This window comes from Aestuariivirga sp. (genome assembly GCF_047600585.1).
GTDB lineage: Bacteria > Pseudomonadota > Alphaproteobacteria > Rhizobiales > Aestuariivirgaceae > Aestuariivirga.
In genome coordinates this window covers 105,545-130,831 of record NZ_JASGKP010000001.1, presented here as the reverse complement: position 1 = coordinate 130,831, position 25,287 = coordinate 105,545, and the positions used below count along the sequence as shown (strand labels likewise).

Annotated in this window: 23 protein-coding genes; 14 read left to right on the top strand and 9 right to left on the bottom strand. The window is 64.9% G+C overall.

What is annotated here, in order from left to right:
• Window positions 1-4: 4 nt before the first annotated feature.
• The 4 genes from QM801_RS00555 to QM801_RS00540 all read right to left on the bottom strand — a co-directional run bounded on the left by QM801_RS00555 (window position 5) and on the right by QM801_RS00540 (window position 4,367).
• Window positions 5-718, bottom strand: coding sequence for a GNAT family N-acetyltransferase (locus tag QM801_RS00555; protein ID WP_415017264.1), 714 nt, complete (start codon window positions 716-718; stop codon window positions 5-7).
• Entirely contained in the window at window positions 715-1,824 is a 1,110-nt protein-coding gene (gene menC, locus QM801_RS00550; RefSeq protein WP_415017263.1) for an o-succinylbenzoate synthase, read from the bottom strand. Before menC ends, QM801_RS00555 begins: the two co-directional genes overlap by 4 nt.
• Window positions 1,824-2,753 carry a 3-keto-5-aminohexanoate cleavage protein gene (locus QM801_RS00545; RefSeq protein ID WP_415017262.1) on the bottom strand — a complete coding sequence of 310 codons (930 nt, stop codon included), beginning with the start codon at window positions 2,751-2,753 and terminating at the stop codon, window positions 1,824-1,826. The genes menC and QM801_RS00545 overlap by 1 nt, the downstream gene beginning before the upstream one ends.
• 75 nt (window positions 2,754-2,828) lie before the next feature.
• Window positions 2,829-4,367: an FGGY-family carbohydrate kinase gene (locus QM801_RS00540; protein WP_415017261.1), complete on the bottom strand. Its 1,539-nt coding sequence runs from the start codon at window positions 4,365-4,367 to the stop codon at window positions 2,829-2,831.
• Between the two features lie 145 nt (window positions 4,368-4,512).
• Here QM801_RS00540 and QM801_RS00535 point away from each other — a divergent pair, with 145 nt between their 5' ends.
• From QM801_RS00535 to QM801_RS00490, 10 genes are all read left to right on the top strand, one after another.
• Window positions 4,513-5,268, top strand: a complete 756-nt coding sequence (locus tag QM801_RS00535; RefSeq protein ID WP_415017260.1) for an SDR family NAD(P)-dependent oxidoreductase — start codon at window positions 4,513-4,515, stop codon at window positions 5,266-5,268.
• A gap of 41 nt (window positions 5,269-5,309) precedes the next feature.
• Window positions 5,310-6,860 carry an FGGY family carbohydrate kinase gene (locus QM801_RS00530; protein WP_415017259.1) on the top strand — a complete coding sequence of 517 codons (1,551 nt, stop codon included), beginning with the start codon at window positions 5,310-5,312 and terminating at the stop codon, window positions 6,858-6,860.
• Window positions 6,861-7,033: 173 nt separating this feature from the next.
• Window positions 7,034-8,479 carry an iron-containing alcohol dehydrogenase gene (locus QM801_RS00525; RefSeq protein ID WP_415017258.1) on the top strand — a complete coding sequence of 482 codons (1,446 nt, stop codon included), beginning with the start codon at window positions 7,034-7,036 and terminating at the stop codon, window positions 8,477-8,479.
• Window positions 8,476-9,987 carry a xylulokinase gene (locus tag QM801_RS00520; RefSeq protein WP_415017257.1) on the top strand — a complete coding sequence of 504 codons (1,512 nt, stop codon included), beginning with the start codon at window positions 8,476-8,478 and terminating at the stop codon, window positions 9,985-9,987. The genes QM801_RS00525 and QM801_RS00520 overlap by 4 nt, the downstream gene beginning before the upstream one ends.
• A complete protein-coding gene (locus tag QM801_RS00515) occupies window positions 9,984-11,006 on the top strand; it encodes a sugar-binding transcriptional regulator (RefSeq protein WP_415017256.1) in 1,023 nt (340 codons plus the stop codon). The genes QM801_RS00520 and QM801_RS00515 overlap by 4 nt, the downstream gene beginning before the upstream one ends.
• Window positions 11,003-11,989 (top strand): thiamine pyrophosphate-dependent dehydrogenase E1 component subunit alpha, encoded by a 987-nt coding sequence (locus QM801_RS00510; protein WP_415017255.1) that lies wholly within the window; start codon window positions 11,003-11,005, stop codon window positions 11,987-11,989. Before QM801_RS00515 ends, QM801_RS00510 begins: the two co-directional genes overlap by 4 nt.
• Window positions 11,986-12,993, top strand: a complete 1,008-nt coding sequence (locus tag QM801_RS00505; RefSeq protein ID WP_415017254.1) for an alpha-ketoacid dehydrogenase subunit beta — start codon at window positions 11,986-11,988, stop codon at window positions 12,991-12,993. Before QM801_RS00510 ends, QM801_RS00505 begins: the two co-directional genes overlap by 4 nt.
• A 3-nt stretch (window positions 12,994-12,996) precedes the next feature.
• On the top strand, window positions 12,997-13,239 hold the full coding sequence (locus QM801_RS00500) for a biotin/lipoyl-containing protein (RefSeq protein ID WP_415017253.1): 243 nt from the start codon (window positions 12,997-12,999) through the stop codon (window positions 13,237-13,239).
• Window positions 13,240-13,263: 24 nt separating this feature from the next.
• On the top strand, window positions 13,264-14,118 hold the full coding sequence (locus QM801_RS00495) for a class II fructose-bisphosphate aldolase (protein WP_415017252.1): 855 nt from the start codon (window positions 13,264-13,266) through the stop codon (window positions 14,116-14,118).
• 6 nt (window positions 14,119-14,124) lie between these two features.
• Complete coding sequence (locus QM801_RS00490; RefSeq protein WP_415017251.1) at window positions 14,125-14,832, top strand: lipoyl protein ligase domain-containing protein; 708 nt, start codon at window positions 14,125-14,127, stop codon at window positions 14,830-14,832.
• A gap of 4 nt (window positions 14,833-14,836) precedes the next feature.
• On the opposite strand, the gene QM801_RS00485 is transcribed toward QM801_RS00490, so the two are convergent.
• The 4 genes from QM801_RS00485 to QM801_RS00470 all read right to left on the bottom strand — a co-directional run bounded on the left by QM801_RS00485 (window position 14,837) and on the right by QM801_RS00470 (window position 21,246).
• Window positions 14,837-16,531, bottom strand: coding sequence for a glycerol-3-phosphate dehydrogenase/oxidase (locus tag QM801_RS00485; RefSeq protein WP_415017250.1), 1,695 nt, complete (start codon window positions 16,529-16,531; stop codon window positions 14,837-14,839).
• Window positions 16,532-16,541: 10 nt separating this feature from the next.
• Window positions 16,542-17,579 (bottom strand): zinc-dependent dehydrogenase, encoded by a 1,038-nt coding sequence (locus QM801_RS00480; RefSeq protein ID WP_415017249.1) that lies wholly within the window; start codon window positions 17,577-17,579, stop codon window positions 16,542-16,544.
• Window positions 17,580-17,683: 104 nt separating this feature from the next.
• Entirely contained in the window at window positions 17,684-20,335 is a 2,652-nt protein-coding gene (gene ligD / locus QM801_RS00475; RefSeq protein ID WP_415017248.1) for a DNA ligase D, read from the bottom strand.
• Window positions 20,336-20,340: 5 nt separating this feature from the next.
• Window positions 20,341-21,246, bottom strand: a complete 906-nt coding sequence (locus QM801_RS00470; protein ID WP_415017247.1) for a Ku protein — start codon at window positions 21,244-21,246, stop codon at window positions 20,341-20,343.
• Between the two features lie 148 nt (window positions 21,247-21,394).
• Here QM801_RS00470 and QM801_RS00465 point away from each other — a divergent pair, with 148 nt between their 5' ends.
• Entirely contained in the window at window positions 21,395-21,580 is a 186-nt protein-coding gene (locus QM801_RS00465) for a hypothetical protein (protein WP_415017246.1), read from the top strand.
• Here QM801_RS00465 and QM801_RS00460 read toward each other — a convergent pair.
• Window positions 21,577-22,578 (bottom strand): Gfo/Idh/MocA family protein, encoded by a 1,002-nt coding sequence (locus QM801_RS00460; RefSeq protein ID WP_415017245.1) that lies wholly within the window; start codon window positions 22,576-22,578, stop codon window positions 21,577-21,579. The genes QM801_RS00465 and QM801_RS00460 overlap by 4 nt on opposite strands.
• A gap of 124 nt (window positions 22,579-22,702) precedes the next feature.
• Between QM801_RS00460 and modA the strand changes: the two genes are divergently transcribed.
• From modA to modC, 3 genes are read left to right on the top strand one after another with little or no spacing between them, the layout of a single operon-like run.
• Window positions 22,703-23,500, top strand: coding sequence for a molybdate ABC transporter substrate-binding protein (gene modA, locus QM801_RS00455; protein WP_415017244.1), 798 nt, complete (start codon window positions 22,703-22,705; stop codon window positions 23,498-23,500).
• A 3-nt stretch (window positions 23,501-23,503) separates the two neighbouring features.
• Window positions 23,504-24,202 carry a molybdate ABC transporter permease subunit gene (gene modB / locus QM801_RS00450; RefSeq protein WP_415017243.1) on the top strand — a complete coding sequence of 233 codons (699 nt, stop codon included), beginning with the start codon at window positions 23,504-23,506 and terminating at the stop codon, window positions 24,200-24,202.
• A complete protein-coding gene (modC, locus tag QM801_RS00445; RefSeq protein ID WP_415017242.1) occupies window positions 24,199-25,281 on the top strand; it encodes a molybdenum ABC transporter ATP-binding protein in 1,083 nt (360 codons plus the stop codon). The genes modB and modC overlap by 4 nt, the downstream gene beginning before the upstream one ends.
• The last annotated feature ends 6 nt before the right edge of the window (window positions 25,282-25,287 follow it).

The following is a 25,287-nucleotide window of genomic DNA, read 5'->3' as shown; positions in this document are numbered from 1 at the left end:
GCCCTCACGCCATCGCGCGGGCCATGAGATAGGCAGGCGTTGCCCGGTCAAAGCCGGTGATGACGTAGCCATCCCTCAGGCCTGCGCTGATCTCCGCCCGCACCCTGAGCCGTTCGGCCAGTGCCTGCTCCGGCGCAGTCGACAGCAATGCGTCGATGTCGGCCGGGATCACGACGCGCCGCGCCTCCTCCGGCGGATGAATCCGCTCGCCCCGGGCCAGCGCCGCAACGGCGGGCGCATCGAGATGCCACTCCGCCAGCAGCCGGTCCGACGGCAGACCTGCATTGATCCCCGCCATCGCCCCGTAATAGTCGGCATGATAGGTGCGCACGATCACGCCGAGCCGCGCCACATTGAGATGCGCATTGGTGACGCGCAGGGGATCGAAGGTCCAGCGCACCAGCGTGATGCCGCGGGCAAGGCACCAATCCCGCTGATAGCGCTTCAACTGCAGGGAAAGCCCGCCACCCCGCATCGTTGGCAAGACTCCAAGGCGGTGCGAATGCTGCACATGTGCTTCGCGGGTCGGAAAGCCGAAGACATAGCCCACCAGCGTGCCGTCCTCGAAGGCGCCCGCAACGAGCCCACCCTCGTGCTGGATCACCATCATCAAATCGGCAGGATCGGCAGTGTCGTCCTTGCCCCAGATCTGGCGCTGCAACTCCTCCGCGGCGAGGAATTCAGGCATGCCCGAGAGATCGCGCAGCACCAGGCTCACGCGGGAAACCTTTCACGTGACTCTGTCACGGTGTCGAGGAATTTCCAGTCCAGCGTGACGCCGATGCCGGGGCCTGTCGGCACGGGCATCAGGCCGTTTGCCGTTTCCAGCTTCTCGTTGACGATGTCCCGGGCGAAGTAACGGCTGGCGCTCGAGGTGTCGCCGGGCTTGCGGAAATTGGGAAGGGCCGAGAGATGGATGTTGTGGGCGCGGCCGATGCCCGCCTCCAGCATCCCGCCGCACCAGACGGGGCAGGACCACGCCGCACAGAGATCGTGGATGCGCCGCGACTCCAGATGCCCGCCCACGCGCCCCGCCTTGATGTTGATGACCCGCGCCGCACCCGAGGCCAGCGCCTTCCGCGCGTCCGCAGCCGTGCGGATGCATTCGTCGAGGCAGATCGCCGTCTTCATCCGCTTCTGCAGTTCTGCGTGATCGTGAATGTCATCCCAGGCGAGCGGCTGCTCGATGTAGTCGAGGCCGAAATCATCGAGCGCCAGCATCACGTCCGTGTCGGCGAGCGTATAGGCGCTGTTGGCATCGACGGTGAGATGGATGTCCGGAAACCGCTTGCGCACGGCAGCGACAATGGCGACGTCATGGCCCGGCATGATCTTCAGCTTGATGCGCCTGTAGCCCTGCGCCACGTGCTGCGCCACGCGCTCCATCAACACATCGAGAGGCGCGATTCCCAGCGACACGCCAACTTCGATCTCCGTCTTGTCGCCACCAAGCAGCGTCTTCAGCGGCAGGTTCAGGGACTTCGCCCAGAGGTCCCAGAAGGCCATCTCGATCGTCGCCCGCGTCATGGTGAAACCACGCCACGGCGAGAGATGCCGCGCCAGTGCCTCGGGGTTGTCGAAGGATTTGCCCACGATCTGCGGCAACAGCACGGCCCGCAACAGGTCCATGGCGCCCGCAAGACTCTCGTCCAGATAATCCGGATAAGGGTCCATCACGCCTTCGCCATAGCCTTCGAGACCGCCGCTCTTCAGCACCAGCAGCGGAAACAGCTTCTCGTGCATGGTGCCCGTCGCGATGGTGAAGGGCGTGAGCAAGGGTAGCCGCACCACGCGGAGTTCGGCGCTGTCGATCTTGAGCGGCATCAGAACCCGACCCGGTCCCCACCCTTGAGGGCGAGCATCTCGCGGGCCTCGGTGGGTGATGCCACCTCGAGGCCAAGCTCCTCGATGAGGCGGCGGATCTTGGCGACCTGCGAGGCATTGTCAGGGGCAAGCTGGCCCTTGCCGAGCCAGAGCGAGTCCTCGAGGCCGACGCGTACGTTGCCGCCCATCATGGCGGCCTGCGTGCAGAAGGCCATCTGGTTCTTGCCTGCGGCCAGCACCGACCAGCGGTAGCTGTTGCCGAAGAGCTTGTCGGCGGTTTCCTTCATGAACACGAGATTGCGCAAGTCGGCGCCGATGCCGCCCAGGATGCCGAAGATCATCTGCACGAAGAAGGGCGGCTTGACGAGGCCGCGGTCAACGAAGTGGGCCAGCGTGTAGAGATGGCCCACGTCATAGCATTCATGCTCGAAGCGCGTGCCGTGCGTCTCGCCCAGTTCCTTGAGGATGCGGGTGATGTCGCCGAAGGTGTTGCGGAAGATGAAGTTGTCGGTGCCCCGCAGGAAGGGCTCTTCCCAGTCGTGCTTCCAGTTCTTGTAGCGGTCGGCAAGGCCGAAGATGCCGAAGTTCATCGAGCCCATGTTGAGCGAGCACATCTCGGGCTTGGCGACGAGCGGTGCGGCCATGCGGTCATCCACAGTCATGTTGGCGCCGCCGCCCGTGGTGATGTTGATCACCGCGTCGCAGTTCTGCTTGATGCGCGGCAGGAACTCCATGAACACCTTGGGGTCCGGCGTCGGGCGGCCATCCTTGGGATCGCGGGCGTGCAGGTGGATGATCGATGCGCCCGCCTTGGCGGCGGCGATCGACTGTTCGGCAATCTCGTCCGGCGTCACCGGCAGATGCGGTGACATGGTGGGGGTGTGGATGGAGCCCGTCACTGCAACGGAGATGATGACCTTGCTTGCCATGTGTCTTGTCCTTCGGCCTGTGGTTTCAACACCCTAACCCCACTTCCCGTTCTTGTCACGGCAAGGCGGGCGCAATCAGGCGTTGGACCGCTGTTCCCGGCTGATCTGGTGCATCAGGTCGGCATTGCGGCGATAGAGTTCGAGATAGGTCGCCATGCGCCGCTCATAGACCGGGAAGTTGGCAGGATCGGGCGTCACCGTGCGGTCCATCGCGACCCAGTTGTTGATGGTGGCGGCATCCTTGATGAGCCCAGCCGCATAGGCGGCGATGAAGCAGTTGCCGTAGGAGGCGCCCATGGTCATGGAGGGAATGCGTTGCGGCACCTTGGTGATGTCAGAGACGGCCTGCAGCCAGGCCGCGTTCTTGGTGCCGCCACCGACCGAGGTCATCACATTGGCCTTGGCACCGGCCTTCGCCATCACCTGCAGTGAGTGGTTGATGGAATAGCCCACGCCCTCCATCCCGGCACGGTAGAGGTGAGCGCGGGTGTGGCCGATGTCGAGGCCGAAGATCACGCCGCGGGCATCGGCATCGTTGAGGGGCGAGCGCTCGCCCGAGAAATAGGGCAGCACCACGAGACCATCCGCCCCCGGCGCCACCTTCGCCGCCGCCTCCGAGATGACGCTGTAGGAGTCAGGCCCACCCGCCTTCTCTGCCGCCACGAGATCGGCCCCGACCATGTCGCGGAACCAGCGGGTGAGCGAGCCGCTCGTCGCCATGCCGCCATGCAGGCAGTAGGTACCGGGGAAGATATAGGGCGTGGCGAAGAGCTTCTCGTCCATCATCGGCGCGTCACTGAGGAGCGTGATCCACGCGGTCGAGCCATACATCAGCATCATGTCGCCGGGTGAGCGCACGCCGATGCTCATGGCCTCGCTCGCCACGTCACACGTGCCGATGGTGACGGCGGCGCCTTCCGCAAGACCGGTGCGCTTCGCCGCTTCTGCCGTGACATGGCCCGCAAGCTCGGTGGCCCAGCGCGGCTCCGGCAGGCGGCGGGGATCGACAATCCCTTCACACAGGTCGGGCGCCCAGGCGAGCTTGTCGGGCTCGTAGAGCGGGCCGAAGAAACCGGCCGTCAGGTGATCGATGAAAAAATTGCCGGTGAGTCGCGCCGCGATGAAGTTGGCACAGGGAAGGAAGCTGTGCGCCTTGCGGAAGACCTCAGGCTCATTCCGCTGCACCCAGAGGATCTTGGGCCCCATGGATTGCGCCGAGAGACCGTTGCCGGTGCGCTTGAAGATTTGCTCGGCCCCGAGCTTCTTGAGGATGTCTTCGATCTCGAGGACAGAGCGCGTATCGACGCCGTACATGATGCCGCCCGAGCGCAGGGGATCAGCGTTGGCATCGACCGGCACCATGGAATAGATGCCGCTGAGGCCCACGCTCTTCACGTCCTCCTTTTTCACCTTGGCCTGTTCGATCAGAAGGCGGCACAGCTCCACGAACTCACCCCACCAGACTTTTTCCACGTCCTGCTCGACGAAGCCGGGCTTGAGGAATTGCAGCTCATGCTTGATCGCCGCCTTGGCGAGGATCTTTCCGTCGAGGCCGGAGAGAACGCCCTTCGATTCATAGGATCCGATATCAATTCCGATCAGGCAGGTGGGCATCCGGTCCTCCGCAGTTTTTTCCGCATGCTGCCACAAATCAGCAAGAGGGCAAGGGTGCGGGAGCGCAGCTGCGAGACAGTGCCCTTTGCCTTTTCATCAGGTCTGCTAGCGTTCGCGTCCGTTTGAGACCCCACAGAGGAACCCCATGAGCCAGTCCCCCTTTTCCATTTCCGGCCGCACGGCCCTTGTCACCGGCGGCGCGAAGGGCATTGGCCGGACCTGCGCGGAGGCGCTTGCGGCGGCAGGCGCAAAGGTGGTCATCGCCGACATGGATGAGGCGGCAGGACAGGCAACGGCAAAGGAATTGGGCGGCAGCTTTGTGAAGCTGAACGTGACCAGAAAGAGCGAGGTCGACGCGGTTGCCGCAGAGATCACCCGGCAGCATGGCGCCCTCGACATTCTCGTCAACAATGCCGGCATCGTGCAGAACGGCCCGTCCGAAGACGTCGCGATGGAAGACTGGCAGCGCGTCATCGATGTCAATCTCAACGGCGTCTTTTATTGCGCGCAGGCCTTCGGCAAGGAGATGGTGAAGGCGGGCAAGGGATCGATCGTCTCGATCTCGTCGATCTGCGGCAGCGTCACGGTCTATCCGCAACCACAGGCCGCCTACAACGCCTCGAAGGCGGCGGTGAACCTGCTCACCAAGTCGCTCGCGGTGGAGTGGGCGAAGAGGGGCGTGCGCGTCAATGCCGTGGCGCCGGGCTACACCGCTACGGAACTGACGCTGGCGGGACGCTCGAAGCCTGAGTGGTTCGAGACCTGGATGCGCATGACCCCCATGGGCCGCCTCGGCGAACCGAAGGAGATCGCCAATGCGGTGCTCTTCCTCGCTTCCGATGCGGCAAGCTACATCACCGGCACCGTGCTGATGGTTGATGGCGGCTACACCGCCATGTAAAGCGCCCGCCCATCAGGTCACACGCGAATGAGGATAAGACGATGAAGGACGGAATTCTGATCGGCATCGATGCCGGAACCTCCGTCATCAAATCCGTGGCCTTCGCGCCCGACGGCACGCAGCTTGCGGTCGCAGCCATTCCCAACGTCTACGAGACCCATGCCGATGGCGGCGTCGAACAGGACATGGGCGTCACCTGGACCTCGGCCGCCGCCACCCTGCGGGAACTGGGCGAGAAGATTCCGGGCCTTGCTTCCCGCGTGATCGCCGTCTCCGTCACCGCACAGGGCGATGGGCTGTGGCTCATCGACAAGGCAGGCAATCCCGTTGGCCCCGCCACCCTCTGGCTCGACAACCGCGCCGCCTCGATCATCGAGGACTATGTGGTGACGCCAAACTACGACTCCCACTACAAGCGGACCGGCACCGGCCTCACCGTGGTTCAGATGAGCGGCAAGCTCGCCTGGATGCAGCGCCACCGCCCGGAGATGCTGGCCCGCGCCACGGAGGCCTTCCACTGCAAGGACTGGATCTATTTCAAGCTGACGGGTGCGCGCGTCACAGACCCTTCGGAGGCGAACTTCACCTTTGGCAATTTCCGCTCGCAGCAATACCAGCCCGACATTCTCGACCATCTCGGCGCCTCCGCGGCGAAGCGCCTGCTCACCCCCGTGCTGGAAGGCACGGAAGAGGCAGGCAAGCTCAGCGCGGCGGCGGCGCAGGAGTCCGGCTTGCGTGAAGGCACCCCCGTCTGCCTCGGTTACATCGACATCGTCTGCTCCGGCCTCGGCGGCGGGCTTTTCGATCCGTCGGGGCGGTCGGGCTGTACCATCGTGGGTTCGACCGGCATGCACCAGCGCCTCCGCACCAGCGCCGACGACGTGCAGTTGAACGACGAGCGCTCCGGCTTCACCTGCATCTTCCCGGTGCCCGGCATGGTGGCGCAGATGCAGTCCAACATGGCCTCCACCCTCAACATCGACTGGCTGCTCGATGTGGCATTGGGCATCCTCTCCGAGCACGGCACGACGAAATCCCGGAGCGACCTCCTCGCCGGCATGGACGCACGCATCATGGAGCGCGAGGCGGCGAAACTCCTCTACCACCCCTACATCTCGCGGGCGGGCGAACGCGGCCCCTTCATGGACCTGGCGGCGCGGGCGAGCTTCAACGGTCTCGATACCACCGCGACCTATCACGACATGATGCGGGCCGTCTTCGAGGGCCTCGCCTTCGCCGCCCGCGATTGCTACGCGGTGATGGGTTCGGTGCCGGAGGAGGTGCGGATCACCGGCGGGGCGGCCCGTTCCCGGGCGCTGCGCCTCATCCTCGCCAGCGCCCTCAATGCCGAGGTCCGGAGTGTCACCCGCGAGGAAGCGGGCGCCGCCGGAGCGGCGATGATGGCAGCGGTGCAGCAGAAACTTTTTCCCGACATGGCCGCCTGTGCCGCCCGCTGGATCGATCCACACCTGGGCGAGGCGGTGAAGCCCGATGCCGCCCTCGCCCGCACCTATGAGGCGGTGTTCCCCCAGTATGTGGCGGCCCGGAAGGCCATCCGGCCGGTCTGGAAGGCTCTGAGGAACAAGCCATAACCGGTTGATTTCATTGGTCTGAGGTGCTTCCCGGTCAACGCCTGAAAATTATTTTCAGATTCGCGCGGCAGTCTATTGCATAAAAATTCGGTGTATGTATAAACATGCGCAACACGGTCCGCGAGAGACCGGCTTCACCGCGACGTCACAACGAAAATGGGAACCGCAGCGTCATGACGCGACACATCAACCTGTCCGATCCGACCGATCTTGACGGCCTCCGCCTCTACCTGAAGGCCGAGGACAAGGACCAGCGCCTGCTCTCCCTCGACATGATGGGTGTCACCATCTCCTCCGACGCCCACCTTGGTGTCGGTGCTGCCGTGAAACAGGCCCTCGCCGCCGCCGGCAAGACGGGCCGCGCCAACGTCGTCGTCCTCGTGGACAAGTCCGCCATCAAGCGCGAAGGCCAAAGCCTGCGCCAGATCGTGGAAGCACAGCTCTCCCCCGATCACGCCGTCCGCACTGAGGTGCTCGACGACGGTCACGCCACCCTCCATGCCCACGAGCAGACGCTCGATGCCGCGACCGCTGCGGTCAAGGGCGCCGACCTCGTCGTCACCATCGGCTCCGGCACCATGACCGACGTGGGCAAGGTTGCCACCAACCGCAACGGCGACATTCCCCAGGTGGTGGTGCAGACCGCCGCCTCCGTCGACGGCTTCACCGACAATGTCTCGGTCGTTCTCAAGAATGGCGTGAAGCGGACGATCCCCTCGCGCTGGCCGACTTTCGTGCTGGCCGATGCCGTGACCATCGCCGATGCGCCGCTCGAACTGAACACCTCGGGCTTCGGGGAGGCGATCTCGCTCTTCACCGCGCCCGCCGACTGGTACCTCGCCAACCTCACGGGCCTCGACACCACCTTCCACCCCGCCTCCATGGCGCTGCTGAAGGCGGCTGCCGCAGAACCGCCCAGCTGGGCCGAGGGCGTCTCCAAGGGCGAGAGTGTCGCCATCCAGAACCTCACCCGCCTGCTCGCGCTCCGCGGTATCGTCTCGGGTGTCTCCAACACCACCGCCTGTCTCTCGGGCGTGGAGCATGTGATCAGCCACATGCTCGATCTTTATCACGCGGCCCATCACAAGCCGATCGGCCTCCACGGTGCGCAGGTTGGCGTCGCCACACTGGTCGCCACCCGCATCTGGCGCCGCGCCATCGATACCGACCTCATCAAGCCGGAACTCCTCAAGAAGCCCGATCCCGCCGCCATGGAGCAGCGCATCAAGGCCGCCTTCGGCCATCTCGACAAGACGGGCGCCATTGCGGCGGAATGCTGGCGCGACTGCCAGAAGAAGCTGCAACTCGTCGAGGCGAACTGGGACCGCTTCCAGTCGGTCGTCGCCAACTGGAAGGACCACGCACGCGAATTCTCGAAGATGGTGCAGCCCTCGGAAACGCTGCGCCCTGCCCTCATCGCTTCGGGCGCGCCCGCCACCTTTGAGAGCCTGGCGCCCTCGATCAATCCGGAACTCGCCCGCTGGGCCGTCGCCAATTGCCACCTCATGCGCAACCGCTTCAACCTCGTCGACCTCCTCGACATGATGGGCCTGTGGACGCCGGAGCTGATCGACTGGACCATGGCCACCACCAAGACTCCCGCAAAGGCCGTGGCATGAGCCGCGATCTCGTCATCGGTGTCGACTGCTCCACCACGGCGTCCAAGGCCGTGGTGTGGGACGTCCAGGGCAAGGCCATTGCCACGGGCCGCCGCACCTATGGCCTCGATCACGTCCGCTCCGGCTGGGTGGAACAGAATGCCCCCGACTGGTGGCAGGCCACCTCCGGCGCCATCGCCGAAGCGGTGAAGGCCGTGGGGGCTGACCGCATCGCCGCCATCGCCGTCACCCACCAGCGCGAAACCTTCGTCTGCCTCGATGCGGCGGGAAACCCGATCCGCCCCGCCATCACCTGGATGGACATTCGCGCCACCGCGGAAGTGGACGCCTACGGCACCGAAGAGGTGCACCGCATCACCGGCAAGCCGCCCAATCCCACGCCCGCCTGGTACAAGCTCCTCTGGCTCAGGAAACACGAGCCCGAGACCATCGCGCGCACCGCCCATGTGGTCGATGTGGCGGGCTACCTGATCCAGAAACTCACCGGCGAGTGGGCAACCTCCTGGGCCTGTGCCGATCCTCTGGGCCTCGTCGACCTCCAGCGCTTCGACTACGACGACAAGCTGCTGGAAAAAGCTGGTTTGGATCGATCCAAAGTGAGCAAGCTGCTGCCGCCCGGCGCTGTCGCAGGACCGGTTCTTCCGGAGATTGCAAGCGAATTGGGATTACCCCTGGGCCTCCCCGTTGTGGTGGGTGCAGGCGACGGCCAGTCCGCCGGACTGGGCTGCAACGTGACCCGCCCCGGCCGCGCATATCTCAACATCGGCACCGGCACGGTCTCCGGCGTCTATGCCGAGAGCTACAGCCACGCCATGGCCTATCGCACCATGGGCGGGCCTGTGCCCGGCACCTACATTTTCGAAACCTTCATCGGCGGCGGCACCCAGAACATCGTCTGGTTCGTGGAACAGCTCGCCGGCATCGACGCGAAGACGCTCAAGCCCGGCGAAACCCCCGAGCAGGTTCTGGAGCGCATGGCGGCGGACGTGCCGGAAGGTGCGGGCCAACTCCTCTGCCTCCCCTACTGGACCGGCGCCATGACTCCCTATTGGGACGGCCATGCCCGCGGCGCCTTCGTCGGCCTCTCGGGCCTGCACGGCAAGGGCCACATGTACCGCGCCATCCTCGAGGCAATCGCACTCGAAGAGCGGCTTCTCACCACTGGTGTCGAAAGCGCCACCGGCCGCGTCCTCGACGAGATCGTACTTCTCGGCGGCGGCGCCCGCAGCCCGCTCTGGTGCCAGATTATCGCCAACGTGCTGGGCCGCACCGTGCGCCTTGCCCGCGAACAGGAAAGCACCGCACTGGGTGCCGGCATCCACGCCGCCGCCGCGGCAGGCCTTTTCCCCGGCCTGCGCGACGCCGCCGACGCCATGACCGGCGTGAGCAAGAGCTTCACCCCCGATCCCAAATCCCACGACCGTTACAGCGGCATCTTCGAGGCCTACCGCAGCATCTATCCCGGTCTCAAAACCACCTTCCGCCTCATCTCGGAGAAGACGCCATGAAGCGTTCAACAGCAACTGCGCCCCGGGTCTCGCGCCTCGACGTGCAGCAGATGCGGCTCATCACCCGCACCGCCCGCCTGCATTACCTGCAGGGCAAGCGCCAGGCGGAAATCGCCGAGGACATGGGGATCTCGCAGGCCAGCGTCTCGCGCTTCCTCAGCATGGCCGAGGAACACGGCATCGTCCGCACCATCGTGGTGCCGCCGGAAGGGCTCTATCCCGAACTCGAGGAAAGCCTGGTCGAGAAATACGGCCTGCAATCGGCCTATGTGGTCGACATCTCCGCCCGTGAAACCGGCCTCGAAATGGCGCTGGGTGCTGCCGCTGCACAATGCCTCGCAGGCGAACTGAAGGGCGGACCTCTCCTCGGCCTCACCTCGTGGAGCACCACGCTCCGCGAAATGGCCCGCAACCTCGAACACCGCAGCAAGACCGGCATCACCCGCGTCGTCGAACTGCTGGGCGACCTGGGCTCGCCCCGCCTGCAGCATGAGGCAGCCCTTGCCACCCAGCAGGTGGCGCGCGCCTTTGATGCCGAACCCGTGTTCCTGCGCACCCCGGGCGTGATCCAGAACCCCGAGCTCCGCAAGCTCGCCATGAGCGACGCGCACACCTCCGCCGCCCTGCGGCTGATGGACGTGATCGACATTGCCTTCGTGGGCGTGGGCCCCGCCGATTTCCACGGGCCGCTCGAGGAAGGCGACAACTTCTTTACCGCCGAGCAGCTGGCCGAGGTCCGCAAGGCGGGCGCCGTGGGGCAGCTTCACCAGCGCTACATCGATGCCAACGGCAATCCCGTGAAGACCGACCTCGACGACAAGGTGATCAGCATCACCCTCAACCAGCTCCGCCGCGTGAAGCGCAAGATCGCGGTTGCCGGTGGCGCTGCCAAGCATCAGGCGCTGGCGGGTGCCCTTGCCGGAAAATGGATCGATGTCCTCGTCACCGACGTGAACACCGCGAACTATCTCATGGCCGCGCCGCGCGGCACTGACACCACCCCGAAAGGAACAGCATGACACTCGCAAACGACACGCTGCTGGAGATGCAGCGGCGGATGCTCCGCATTCGCTACTTCGACGAACGCGCCTCCAAGATGGTGAAGCGCGGCGAAATTCCGGGCACGGTTCACACCTCGATTGGCCAGGAAGCCCAGGTGGTGGGCGCCTGCATGGCGCTGTCCGAGGGCGACTACATGACCGGCAATCACCGCAGCCATGGCCATCCCATCGGCAAGGGTGCCAGGCTCGGGCCGCTGATGGCGGAACTCGTCGGCAAGGCCTGGGGCGTGTGCGAAGGCAAGGGCGGTTCCATGCATCTCGCCGACTTCAAGGTCGGAAGCCTGGGCGAATCCGGCATCGTCGGCTCCTCGATCCCGATTGCCACCGGTGCGGCTCTCTCGAGCAAGGTGCTCGGCACCAAGAAGGTGTCGCTCGCCTTCTTCGGTGACGGTGCGGCGAACCAGGGCTGCCTCTACGAAGCCATGAACCTCGCCTCGGTGTGGAAGCTCCCCATCGTCTTCCTGTGCGAGAACAACCAGTATGCCCTCTCCACGCCTGCCCACACCGTGACCGCCGGTGTCGTCGCCGAGCGCGCCCATGGCTTTGCCATGCCGGGCGTGCGCGTCGAGGACGGCCAGAGCGTGCTCACCGTGCACGATGCGGTGCGCGAGGCGGTTGACCGGGCGCGCGCCGGCAAGGGCCCGTCCCTCGTTGAAGTCGTGACCTACCGCTTCAACGAGCACTCGGAAGGCCTGCGCCTTGCCGTCGACTATCGCAACGCCGCCGAAAAGGAATCCTGGCTGAAGCGCGATCCCGTGAAGCTGTTCCGCAGCTATCTCGAGGAGCAGGGCGTCGCCGATGCGACCACGCTCTCGGCACTCGAGGCCGAGGTGATGGCGGAGGTCGATGCCGCCGTGCAGTTCGCCGAGGACAGCCCCTATCCGGAACCCTCCGTCGCATTCAAGGACATCTACACCGAACCCTTCAAGGTGATGCAATGACCGTCATGAGTTATCTGGGCGCCATCGGCGCCGCACAGCGCGAAGCCATGGAAGCGGACGAGCGCGTGATCATCTTCGGCGAAGACGTCGAAGCCAACGTCTACGGCACCATGGGCGGCAAGTCCCGCGCCGACAAGGGCGACTTCCTGCAGATGTTCGGTTCGAACCGCATCCGCAACACGCCGATCTCGGAAGAGGTGATGGTGGGAACGGCAGCCGGCGCCGCGATGACGGGTCTCCGCCCCATCGTCGACCTCTCCTACTCGACCTTCCTCTACATGGCGATGGACCAGTTCATCAACCAGGTAGCCAAGAGCCGCTACATGTTCGGCGGCCAGGCCTCGCTGCCGGTGGTCTTCCGCTCCGCCATGTTCTACGGCCTGTCGACCGCGGCGCATCACTCCGACCGCCCCTACCCCATGTTCATGAACATGCCGGGCCTGAAGATCATGGCGCCCGCCTCGCCCACCGATGCCAAGGGCCTGCTCCGCACGGCGATCGACATGGACGATCCCGTCATGTCCTTCGAGGCCTGCATGCTCTGGGGCATGAAGGAAGAGGTTGAGGACGGTTCCTTCCACATTCCCTTCGGTGTCGCCCGCACGGTGAAGACCGGCAGCGATGTCACCATCGTGGCGATCTCGTCTGCCGTTCCCGCCGCAGTCCAGGCCGCAACGAAGCTCGAGGCAGAAGGCATCTCCGTCGAGATCATCGATCCGCGCACGCTCGTTCCCTTCGACTGGGAGACGGTGCTGAACTCGGTCGCCAAGACCGGCCGTCTCGTCGTCGCCGATCCCGCCAACCGCACCTGCGGTGCCGCGGCGGAAGTCTCCGCCATGGTGGCGGAGAAGGCCTTCGATAGCCTGAAGGCGCCCATCATCCGCGTGACGACGCCCGACACCCACATCCCCTTCAGCCCCGCGCTGGAGAAGCAGCTTTACCCCAACGCCGACACCATCGCGGCCGCCGTCCGCAAGGTCACCGGTACATCGAGAAAGGCTTGAACCATGGCACGCATCAAGGTTTTGCTCCCGCAGTGGGGCATGGGCATGAGCGAAGGCACCATCGTCAAATGGCTGAAGGCCGTGGGCGACACCGTGGCCGAGGATGAGCCGCTTGCCGAAGTGGAATCGGAAAAGACGGTGGAGGTGATCGAATCTCCGGCCGCCGGCACGCTGAGCGAGATCCTCATGGAGGCCGGCACCGTGGTGCCTGTCCGCACGCCCGTCGCCATCATCGAAAAAGCCTGAACGAACTGAAGAAGGATAAGTCACATGCCCTGGGTTGATCCCCGCAAGCTCATCACCGATGCCCGCGCCGGCAAATATGCCATCGGCGCCTTCAACATGCACAATGACGAGACCACAGAAGCCCTCGTGCTCGCTGCCGAAGAGGCGGAGGCACCGGTCTTCCTGCAGGTGGGCCGCGCCATCGTTCCGCACATGGGGCTTCGCCGCGCCTTCGAGATGACCAAGCGCATCGCCGAGAACTCCAACGCCAGCTTCGTCATCCACCTCGATCACGGCCCGTGGGAGGAGTGCCTGGAAGCGATCAAGCTCGGCCTCAACTCCATCATGTATGACGGCGCGCATCTTCCCTTCGAGGACAACATCAAGACGACACGCCGCATCGTCGAGATCGCCCACGACTTCGGCATTCCCGTGGAAGCCGAACTCGGCAAGATCCCGGATGCAGGTGAAAGCGTGAACTGGGAAGACTATTACACCGACGTGGGCGAGGCGAAGCGGTTCGTGGAAGAAACCGGCGTCGACTATCTCGCCATCTCGGTGGGCATCGTCCATGGCGTCGTCCCCGGCGTGAAGCCGCAGCCGCTGGCCATCAAGCGCACGCTGGAGATCCGCGATGCCGTCGGCATTCCGCTGGTGCTGCACGGCGCCTCCGGCATTCCGGAGGATGAAGTGGAAGCGGCCAAGGCCGCCGGCGTGCACAAGTTCAATGCCGATACCGACTTGCGCCACGCCTTCCGCGCAGGCATGGAAGCGGTGTGGAGCAAGGGCGACGCCCAGCTCGAAACCGCCATGGCCGAGGGACGCAAGCGCATGATCGCAGCGACGGTGGAAAAGATGAAGCTTTATGGATGCGCCGGAAAGGCGCCTGCCAAGCGCTGAGCCACCGTGAACCCGGCGTTCGGCGCGAGCCTTCAGGTCCTCGGCGAGGTCAAGGTTGAAGAGCCTTCACCCCTCAGCCCTGCCGAAGACATGGCCCGCGTCCGCCAGACACTTTCGGGGCTGACGCAGCAGAGTGCTGCGTCGCTCCGCTTCTACCGGCCGCAAGCGACAGCGGCCTTCTCGCCCCGCGATACCAGCCATCCCGCCCATGCGGCCGTGATGGCCATGCTGGAGGCGAGAGGCTTCCGCCCGGGAGAGCGCGGCGCCGGCGGACAGCTTGCCGTCTATGATGAGTCGGCACTCGTCATCGATCTTGTGGCACCCCACCCCGAGCCCCGCGAAAATACCCGCGACCGCTACCGCCACTTCTCCGGCCTCATGGTGAAGGCCTTCTCCCAACTCGGCATCGATGCCCGCATGGGCGAGGTCGCGGGCGAATACTGCCCCGGCGACTACAGCGTGAACGCAGAGGGTCGGGTGAAACTCGCCGGGCTCGCGCAGCGGATCGGCAAGCACGGCTATCACATGGGGGCGGTCATCTCCGTCGCGCCCTCCGCTGCGGCACTGGCAGCAGTCACCGACGCCTACCGGATGATGGACATTCCCTTCACGCCTTCAACCTTCGGCGCCATCACGGATCTCGCGCCAAGCGTGTCGGTGAGCGAGGCGTGCGCACACATCGCAAACGTCATGACCGAAGGGTTGAGGGGCTGATCCTTTAGGCTGCGGCCTTCTCGGGTCGGGTGTTGCGGATGCTGCGCTTTGCCATTTCGGCTTCCGCGAAGGCGATTTCCGCCTGCTTGTGCTTTGCATCCCAACCCAATGTCTTTGCAGCAATTTCAGCCGTCTCTGAGATGACGTCCGAGGTGAGAAGGCCTTCCATCGTGATGACGGTGCGGCGAAGCACGAGATCGGCGAGGCGGCGCACCTGCTCGTTCTCGCAGATCCAGGCGATCTCGCCCACGCAATAGGAGGGAAGCGAAGCGAGCGGCGTGCTGCCCGTGCCGGAAAGCGCATCCTTGAGGGCGAGTGCGGTGGTGCCATAGCGCTCGAACAGGATCGTCGCCTGCTGCGTCGGCACGGCCAGCTCCTTCGCCAGCCTGGCGATGAAGTCCGTGCGGGCGGCATCGCCCTTCGGATAGTTGCGGCCACCACCGATCGCCATGTCTTCGGTCGAGAGCTTGCGGGGTTTGTTGAGGAGGGCCAGCACCGCATCCGCCGTCTGTTCGGAGAAGGCGCGGTGCGTGGTCCACTTGCCGCCGATCAGCGAGAGCACGGGAATGTCGGTGCCCGGCAGCTTGTTCTGGCCGATGGCATGGTCGCGGGTGACGGCGCCGATGTCCTTGCCTTCGGCGCGCGGCAGCGGGCGCACGCCGCAATAGGTCAGCACCACGTCGTCGCGGCTCACCGGCACGCCGGGCAGGATCTGGCGCACGGCATCGAGAAGGTAGTCGGCCTCTTCGGTCGAACAATGGGCGAGGTCCGGATCCTTGCAGGGGATATCGGTCGAACCCACCAGCACGTTGCCGAAGAAGGGATAGATGAGGTTGAAGCGGCCGTCGCTGGTGCCGAAGTAGAGCATGCGGCCCTTGAGTGCCTCGTAGAGCGCGGCATTCTTCACGATGAGGTGCGCGCCCTTGGAGCCGCCCATGTGCTGCGAATTGATGCCCATGCCGGCATTGACCTTGTCGATCCAGGCACCGCCGGCATTGATCACCACATCCGCCGTGACGGCGTGGGTTTCGCCGCTGATCTGGTCCTTGAGGGTGAGCACCTTGCCGTTGGGCCGGCCATCGACAGCCATGTAGGTGCGGAGTGCGCTCGCCGGGTTCGCAGCAAGACCATCCTGCACCAGTTCCATGCCGAGGCGTTCGGCGTGGCTGACGCGGCCCTCGCAATAGACGCCCGCCGCCATCAGGTCCGGCGCCAGCGCGGGATACTCCTGGCGGAGCCGCGCGGTGTTCATGGAATAATGATCCGGCAGCACCTGCACCTTGCGGCTGTAGAAATCATAGATGCGCAAACCGAGTTCGATCAGGATGGCGCCGCGCTTGCGGATCGGCGGGTTGAATCCGAGGAAACCAAGCGCTGCAGGCACAAGCCCCGCGAACCACGAGCGTGACGGGAACACCGTCTCAAGCGCCTTCACGTAATGCGGCGCGTTGCGGAGCAGGCGGTTGCGCTCCATGGCCGATTCCTTCACCAGGCGGAACTCGCGCGTCTCGAGATACTTGATGCCGCCATGGATCAGGCGGGAGGGTGCCGCACTCGCACCCTGGCAAATGTCGCCCTTGTCAATGAGCAGGCAGTCCACGCCTTGCAGGCTGAGATCGCGGAAGGTGCCACAGCCGTTGATGCCGGCCCCGATGATGAGAACGGAGTAATGCTGTTTCAGTGAGGGTGTCTTGGCCATGTCTGCTGCTTCACGTGCTGGTAATGGCCACCTTGATGGCGGAGCCCTGCTCGGCGGTGGCGACGGCGGCCGTAAAGTCTTCGAGCGGGAAGCGGTGGCTGATGAGGGAGGGTGCGTTGATCTTGCCGCTGGCAATGAGATCAAGCGCGAGACCGAACTGGCGGCGGGTGAGGCCGAAAGCCCCCGTCACCACCAGTTCGCTGTAGTGGATGGCGTTGACATCAAGCTCGGCCTGCAGGCCCTTCACGAAGCCGGCGAAGAGCGACACGCGTCCGCGGGGACGAACCATGCGGATGGCATCATTGGCAAGGCCGGGATCACCGATGGCGCAGATCGCCACGTCGACGCCGGCACCACCCGTGAGGGCGCGGACGCGTTCGACGACATTTTCGTCCTGCGGATTGATGACGTGATCGGCGCCCGCTGCGAGGGCAGCCTCGCGGCGGAGCGCGCTCCGCTGGCTGACGATGATCTTGCTGGCGCCCGAGAGCTTGGCGAGCTGCACGTGGAGGAGACCGATCGGCCCTGCCCCCAGCACCGCCACGGTATCGCCCAGCGCAACGCCCACACGCTCCTGCCCGTTGATCACGCAGGAGAGCGGTTCGGCCAGTGCTGCTGCCTCGAAGGAGAGGCCCTGCGGCAGCGGAAAGACATTGCCCGAGGCCACGCCTTGGGCGGGCACGCGCACATAATCGGCGAAGGCGCCGTCGATCTCGTAACCCATGGCGACGAGGTTGCGGCAAAGGTTCTCGGCCCCCCGCGTGCAGGCATCGCAGGAGCCGCAGGCGAAGGCCGGACACACTGCCACGGCCTCGCCCACATGGAACTGGGAATGGCCGCCGGTGTCAGCGATCTCGCCCGAAAATTCGTGGCCGAGGACGGAAGGGTAACGCACGCCGGCGGTCTTGCGGCCGCGCAGGATGCGGATATCGGTGCCGCAGATCGTGGCGGCACGGACCTTGATGAGGAGGTCGCCGGGCGCGAGCGTGGGGGCTGCGACGGTCTCGCAGCCGATCTCGTTCACAGCCTTCAGAACAGCGGCTTTCACAGCATTCTTCCCTGCCAGCAGGCCCCATTATGCCATGACTCGCAATGAACATTTGTATCCTGAAAAGTCAATATGTTTCAGAATAAGGCAGGCCTGCGATCAGCTCATTTCAGCTTGGGAAGCTTCTGTTTCACACGCGTGATCCCTGCCCAGGGATCGGCCGGAAGCTTGCCCGCCTTGAGGATGGCGGGAACCGTGAAGAGCGGGCGTTCACCCTTCAGGTCCGACCACGGAATGGGCATCGCCACAGGTGCGCCGGGCCGTGCCCGCGTCGAATAGGGAGCAACCGCCGTCGCCCCGCGCCCGTTGCGCAGATAGTCGATCAGGATCTTGCCCTTGCGCCGCGCCTTCGAAATCACCGCGGTGTAGTTCTTGGGCGCATCATGGACCATGGCCATGGCGAAGGCCTTGGAGAAATCCTTGACCTCATCCCATGACGCATCTGGCGTGAGCGGCGTCACCACGTGCAATCCCTTGCCGCCCGTGCTCTTCACGAAACTTTCCATGCCGAGGCGCTGCAGGCGGTCCTTCACCTCGAGTGCCGCATCCCGCAACACCGCCCAGGGGATCGAAGGCTCCGGATCGAGATCGAAGATCATCCAGTCCGGCTTTTCCAGATGCGCCACATGCGAACCCCACACATGGATTTCGAGCACATTCATCTGCGCGAGGTGGATGAGGCCGGCGAGATCGTCGATTGCCAGCATCGGCTTCTCGCTCCCCACATCGACGAAGCGCATGTGGTCACTCGTGCCCATCCAGGCGTGCTTGGCGAAGAAGCATTGTCCGCTGGTGCCTTCGGGGCAGCGGAGCAACGCGAGCACGCGGTCCGCCACGTGGGGCAGCATGCGCTCCGCCACGAGCGTGTAGTAGTCGGCCAGCATCTGCTTCGAGACGTTGACGTCGGCCCAGAGCTTCTTGTCAGGATGCGACAGCTTCACATCGGTCACGGCGGCACCCCCTTTCTTCGCCGGGGCCGAGCTTGCCACCGTGGGCTTCGCCTTGGAAGGGAGGGCGGGCTTTGCAGCGGGCTTGCTGGATGTCTTCGGGGCGGGCTCTTCCTCCGGCACATCATGGGGCGGCGCGGCCTGCTCGAGCACGATTTCGGCTGCGGGCTTGTCCTCGCGCAGGCCCTTGATCGCCGCCTGCCGCAGCAACCCTTGTGATGACCAGCCGCGATACTCGATCTCGGCGGCGAGCGTGGGCTTCACCCACACAACACTCTTCCGTGAGGCAGGCGGCACCGTGTTGGAGAAGGCCGGCATCTCGGCGCGCAATCCCTCCAAACGCTCGGCGAGCAAAGCCGCTTCCTTCGCATTCAAGCCCGTTCCGGCGCGGCCCGCGTGAACGAGCTTGCCATTCTCCAGATAGCCGAGCACCAGCGACCCCACGGCGCGCGGCTGCGCTTCCGAGCGCACGAAGCCCACGATGATGAACTCCTGCCGCAGGCTGCACTTGGATTTCTGCCAGTGATCGCCCCGGCCAGAGACGTAAGGCAGATCGGCGCGCTTCGAGACGATGCCCTCAAGGCCCAGGCGGCAGGCTTCCGAGAGAATGTTGCGGCTGGTCTCCTCGCCGATGTGATCGCTGAAGCGGAGCGCGAAGGATGCCGGTGCCGCAGCGATGATCTCCTGCAACACGCGCTTGCGCTCTTCCAGCGTGGCACCCCGCAGGTCCACGCCGTTGCAATGGAGAAGATCGAACATGCAGTAGCTCATGCGGTCGTGGCGTCCGGCCTTGAGGTCGTCCTGCAGGCCGCTGAAGCTGGAATGACCTGACGCATCCTGCACGATGATCTCGCCGTCGATCAGGGCCGCACCCACGGGCAGTTCCTTGAGCCGCCGCACGATCGGCGGGAAGCGGTGCGTCCAGTCCAGACCCTTGCGGGTGAGCAACTGCACCTCGCCACCCTCGAGCCGCGCCTGCATGCGATAGCCGTCGAACTTGATCTCGTGAATCCAGCCCTGACCCTTGGGCGGTGCCGTCACGCTCATGGCAAGGCTCGGGTTGACGAAAGGCGGGAGAATGCCGCCCTTGGCGCCCGCGATGCGCTTCAGGCTCGCGGTACTGGCGACGCTCACGGTTTTCGTCTTGGCGGCGCGGGCCTTGTGGTCGGGGCGCAACTCGCCCTTCGCGAGATCGCTGTTGGCAAGGCCCGATTTCAGCGAGGCGGTTTCCGTCTCGGCGGGCTCGGCCTCGCCTTCGGTGAGCGCGAATTCATCGTTGCCCTTGATGAGAAGCCAGTTGTGGCGCTTGCCCTCGTCCTTCATGCGCACAAGGTTGAAGCGGCCCTTGAGGCGCGTGCCCTCGAGGTTGAACACCAGCTTGCCCGCAGCGAGGTCTTTCGCCGCATCGCCCTCGGGTGTCCAAGTGCCCTGGTCCCAGACGATCATTGTGCCGCCGCCATATTGCCCCTTGGGGATCACCCCCTCCCAGTCGATGTAGCCCGTGGGGTGGTCCTCGGTTTCGACCGCAAGCCGCCGCACGCCGGAGCGCATGCTCGGTCCCTTGGTGACGGCCCAGCTCTTCAGCACACCGCCCAGTTCAAGCCGCAAGTCGAAATGCAGACGCCGCGCATCATGCTTCTGCACAACGAAGCGGTTGCCCGTCTTGTCGCCCGGTGCGGCCGGCGGCTCGGCGGTACGCGAAAAGTCGCGCTTGCGCTGGTAGGTCTTGAGCTCCGCCTTGACGCGTTTCGTCTTCGCGGCCGCCTTCCGCACAGGCTTCTTTGCCGTCTTGCGCGCCGTCACTGCCATGGCTGCTATCCTGCCTTGCGGCTGTGGCTGCGGGCGGGTTTCTTCCGCGCCGGAGAAGACTTGCGCGAGCGCGTCTCGCGCGGTGCATCGTCATCGTCACCCTCAGCCTCTCGCTCCCGCGCACTCTCCTTGGAGCCAAGGCTCTTGCGCAGCGCATCCATGAGATTGATGACATTGCTCGACGCCGGTTCCGGCTCCGGCGTGGCGACAATGCGCTCGCCCTTCGCCTTGCGGGCGATGAGCTTCTTCAATTCGGTTGCGTATTTGTCGGCATAGTCTTCCGGATCGAAGTCACCCGATTTCCGCTCGATCAGTTCGCTGGCAAGATCGACCATCTCCTTGTCCAGCTTGCCGCGCGGCAGATCGGAGAAGAACTCATCGGCTGCCTTCACCTCGTTGGCGTAGCGGAGGCGGTAGAGCACCAAACCGTCACCCAGCGCATTGACGGCAATGAGATGCTCCTTGCCGCCGTGCGTCATCTGGCCCAGGCCGACACGGCCCGTCTTCGCCAGCGCCTCGCGGATCACCATGTAGCCTTCGGCGGAATACTCGTCCGCCGGCACTACATAGTAAGGCTGCTCCACGAACCGGGCGTCCACATCTTCCATGGGCGCGAAGCGGTTGAGCTCGATGGTGCGCTTGCTTTCCAGCTTCACCGCATCGAGTTCCTCGGGGTCGAGGGTGACATAGCGGTCCTTGTCGATCTCGTAGCCTGAGACGATGTCGTCCTTGTCGACCGGCCCCACGCCCTGCACGCTCTTCACGTAGTTGATGCGGCGCCCGGTGGGCTTGTGGATCTGGTTGAAACTGATCTGGGCCTTCTTCTCTTCGGCGTCGAAGAGCTCGATCCCCACGGAGACCAGCGACAACCGCAGGTATCCTTTCCAATAGGCGCGACGTCCTGCCGGCATGGCTTTCCTCACTCGAACGGAATCACAGGTTGAGACCACAGGGAAACGCGGACCCGCTGCGCGAGGTTCCGGAACCCCTGCGCTGTCCGGCTCGTTGTTTGCCAGAGCCGACGTGCCTGCAAGCAAGCCCAACCACGAGGATGCGCGAATGACGGACGGGAAGAACGAAACCCCTGCGGATGAACCGAAGACGGCCCGCGAGGAACGCGCCGACCCGGAGAACCGCGTCCGCCAGGGCGTGACCGGCCACAACGTGCGCTACGTGCTGCTGATCAGCCTCGTCTTGCTGCTGGCCTGCTACTTCATGATCGCCACGTTCTTCGCGGGCGGCTAGCCGTAGAGCGGCGGGCGGGCCGGAATCGCGATGGCTGTGCGCTGCCCGGAGGCGAGCGCCTTCACCCCCGCCTCGGCAATAAGTGTGGCGCACAGGCCATCCCATGCGCTCGCTCCCACCGGCTGCCCCGAAACAATGCTGTTCACCCAGGCCTGGTTCTGGCGGCGGTAGGCCTCCGCGAAGCGTGGCCGCCAGTCGGCGGCATAGGCCGTGCTGTGGCTGAGACGAAGATCAAGCGTGCTGTGGGCCGGTGCCGCCATGGAGACGGCACCCTCCTCGCCCACGATTTCGCCGCGCACGTCGTAGCCGTAGGTGGCGTTGTTGTTGACCTCGATGTTGACGAGCTGCCCCGCCGCCGTTTCGCAGACCATGAAGACGGGCGCCACGCCTCCTTCGGCGCGCGCCACGGCAGGCTGGAAGGCGGTCACGGCGACCAGTTCTTCGCCCAATAGAAATCTTGCAATATCAAACTCATGCGGGGCAGAGTTGGTAATCGCCATGGAGCCCGTGAACCAGGCAGGCGCCGAAACATTGCGGTGGAAGCAGTGGAGCATCATCGCCTTGCCGATGGTGCCCCCGCTGACCGCGTTCCGCATCTCCATGTACGAAGGATCGAAGCGCCGCATGAAGCCCACCTGCACCAGGCGCTTCCCCGCCTTCACCTCGGCAGCGACGATTGTCCGGCATTCCTCGGCCGAAGGTGAGAGCGGCTTTTCGCACAGCACCGGTTTTCCGGCCGAGATGCAGGCGAGCGTCAGGGGACCATGGGTCTGGTCCGGGCTGGCAATCAGTATAGCGTCCACATCATGTGACGCGATCACGGCAAACGGATCGGTTTCAACGCGGCTGCATCCCGCCTTGTCGGCAGCGGCTTTCGCCCGGGCCGGGTCGGCGTCGCAGACCACGGCCAGCTCCGCGCCGTGAAGCTCCCGGCCGATGATCAGGGCGTGATCCGTTCCCATCACCCCTGCCCCGATCAATCCGACGCGAACCGTCATGCCCGTTTCTCCCTTTGCCAAGCAGTTCGCACCGCCGCGTGAAGGGCGTCAAGGCAGGCCCCTTGCCAAGGCAATCGTAATAGTTCAAAAACAATAACGAATGGCAAAACAAGGAAGAGGCACCATGAACCGCAGAACACTCATCTCCCGGATTTCGCGCATCGCTGCCGCAGGCACCCTCTTGCTGACCGCAAGCACCGCCTCCTTCGCCGCCGACAAGGTGACCGTCTTCGCCGCGGCCAGCCTCAAGAACGCCCTCGATGCGGTGAGCGCCCAGTGGACCGCCGACACCAAGAAGGAAACGGCCGTTTCCTATGCGGCAAGCTCGGCGCTCGCCAAGCAGATCCAGGAAGGCGCCCCCGCCGACATCTTCATTTCCGCCGACATGGACTGGATGAACAAGCTCTCCGAGGGCAAGCTCATTGCCGAGGGTTCGGTGGTGAAGCTGCTCGGCAACCAGATCGTTCTCGTCGCTACAGCCGATTCCAAGGCCGAAGCCAAGATCGCCAAGGGCTTCGACCTTGCAGGGCTGCTGGGCGATGGTAAGCTCGCCATGGGTGACGTGAAGGCCGTTCCCGCGGGCAAGTACGGCAAGGCCGCGCTTGAAACGCTGGGGGTATGGTCTTCCGTCGAAGGAAAGGTTGCCATGGCCGAAAACGTGCGGGCCGCATTGAAGCTTGTCGCCACGGGCGAGGCGAAGCTCGGCATCGTCTACACGACCGATGCCAAGGCGGAGAAGGGCGTGAAGGTGCTCGACACCTTCCCGGCGGACTCGCACCCAGAGATCGTCTATCCGGTCGGCCTTGTTGCCGCGTCCAAGAGCGCCGACGCCAAGGACTTCGTCGCCTATCTGCAGGGCGCCAAGGCCCAGGCCATCTTCAAGGATCAGGGCTTCGCGGTTCTGGTGCCTGCCACCAACTGAGCGATGGACTGGCTTTCGCTCAGCCCGGAGGAATGGACTGCCGTCCGGCTCAGCCTGAAAGTCGCCACCGTCGCCATGCTTGCAAGCCTGCCCGTGGCCATTGCGGTGGCCATGCTGCTGGCCCGCCGCGATTTCTGGGGCAAGGCGCTGCTCAACAGCCTCGTGCACCTGCCGCTGGTGCTGCCGCCCGTGGTGACGGGCTATCTCCTGCTCCTCACCTTCGGCAAGCGCGGGATGGTAGGAAGCTTCCTCGCCGAGACGGTGGGCCTTGTCTTCTCCTTCCGCTGGGCGGGTGCAGCACTCGCCTGCGCCGTGATGGGCTTTCCGCTCATGGTGCGGGCGATCCGGCTTTCCATCGAAGCGGTGGACCGCAGGTTGGAAGATGCCGCCGCCACCATGGGTGCAAGCCCGGCCTGGGTCTTCCTCACCGTTACCCTGCCGCTCTCGCTGCCGGGCATCGTCGCGGGCATGATCCTCTGCTTCGCCAAGGCCATGGGCGAATTCGGCGCCACCATCACCTTCGTCTCCAACATTCCGGGTGAAACCCAGACGCTCCCCTCCGCCATCTACTCCTACACGCAAGTGCCGGGCGGCGATGCGAACGCGCTCCGCCTCACGCTCGTCTCGGTGGTGATTTCGGTGGGCGCGCTCATCGTTTCGGAAGTGCTCGCCCGCCGCGTGGCCTCACGGGTTGCGGAATGACGCTTTCGGTTTCCCTGCAGCACCGCTTTCCGGACATGGCGCTTGATGTGGCCTTCACGAGCAGCGGCCGGCTGACCGCGCTCTTCGGTCCCTCCGGCTGCGGCAAGACCTCCGTCGTCAATGCCATCGCCGGCCTGCTGCACCCCGATCAGGCGCGCGTCGCTCTCGACGGGCATGACTTTGCCGATACCGCATCGGGCACATGGGTGCCGCCGCACCGCCGACGCATCGGCTATGTCTTCCAGGATGCGCGCCTCCTCCCCCACCTCACGGTGAAGCAGAACCTGCGCTATGGCCTCTGGTTCACACCTGCCGCGGACCGCTACGCCGACGAGAGCGCCGTCGTCTCGCTGCTCGGCCTTGCGCCCCTGCTCACACGAAAGCCTGCGCATCTCTCGGGTGGCGAGCGCCAGCGCGTCGCCATCGGCCGCGCCCTGTTGCAATCGCCCAGGCTGCTGTTGATGGACGAGCCGCTCGCCTCCCTCGATGAGGCGCGCAAGCTCGAAATCCTGCCCTATATCGAGCGCCTGCGCGACGAGATCAAGGTGCCCATCGTCTATGTGAGCCACGGCGTGAACGAGGTGGCGCGCCTTGCCACCGATGTCGTCCTGATGGCGAAGGGCCGCGTGGTGCAGGCGGGACCGGTGGCCGAGGTGCTGCCGCTTCTTGCAGAGGCTGGAGGAGAGCTGGCACAGGACGCCGGCGTTCTGCTCGAGGCCAGCTTCAAGGCCTATGACGCGGCGAACGATCTCACCACACTCGCCTCTCCTGCAGGCGACATCCGCATTGCGGGCCGCATGGCCGCCTCGGACGGATCATACCGGGTGCATATCCGCGCCGCCGATGTGATGCTGGCAACGGCGCGCCCACAGGACGTGAGCGCCCTCAACATCTTCGAAGGCGTGGTGACCGCCGTCACGGACCTGCCGGGTGCCGCACTGGAGGTCCGGATCAATGCCGGCGGCAGCGTACTCTCGTCCCGCATCACCCGCTTCTCCGGCAACCGCCTGGGAATTGTGCCCGGCAAGGCGGTTTATGCCGTGGTCAAGACCATGTCGGTGCGGCCGCCGGGAAAATAATTCTTG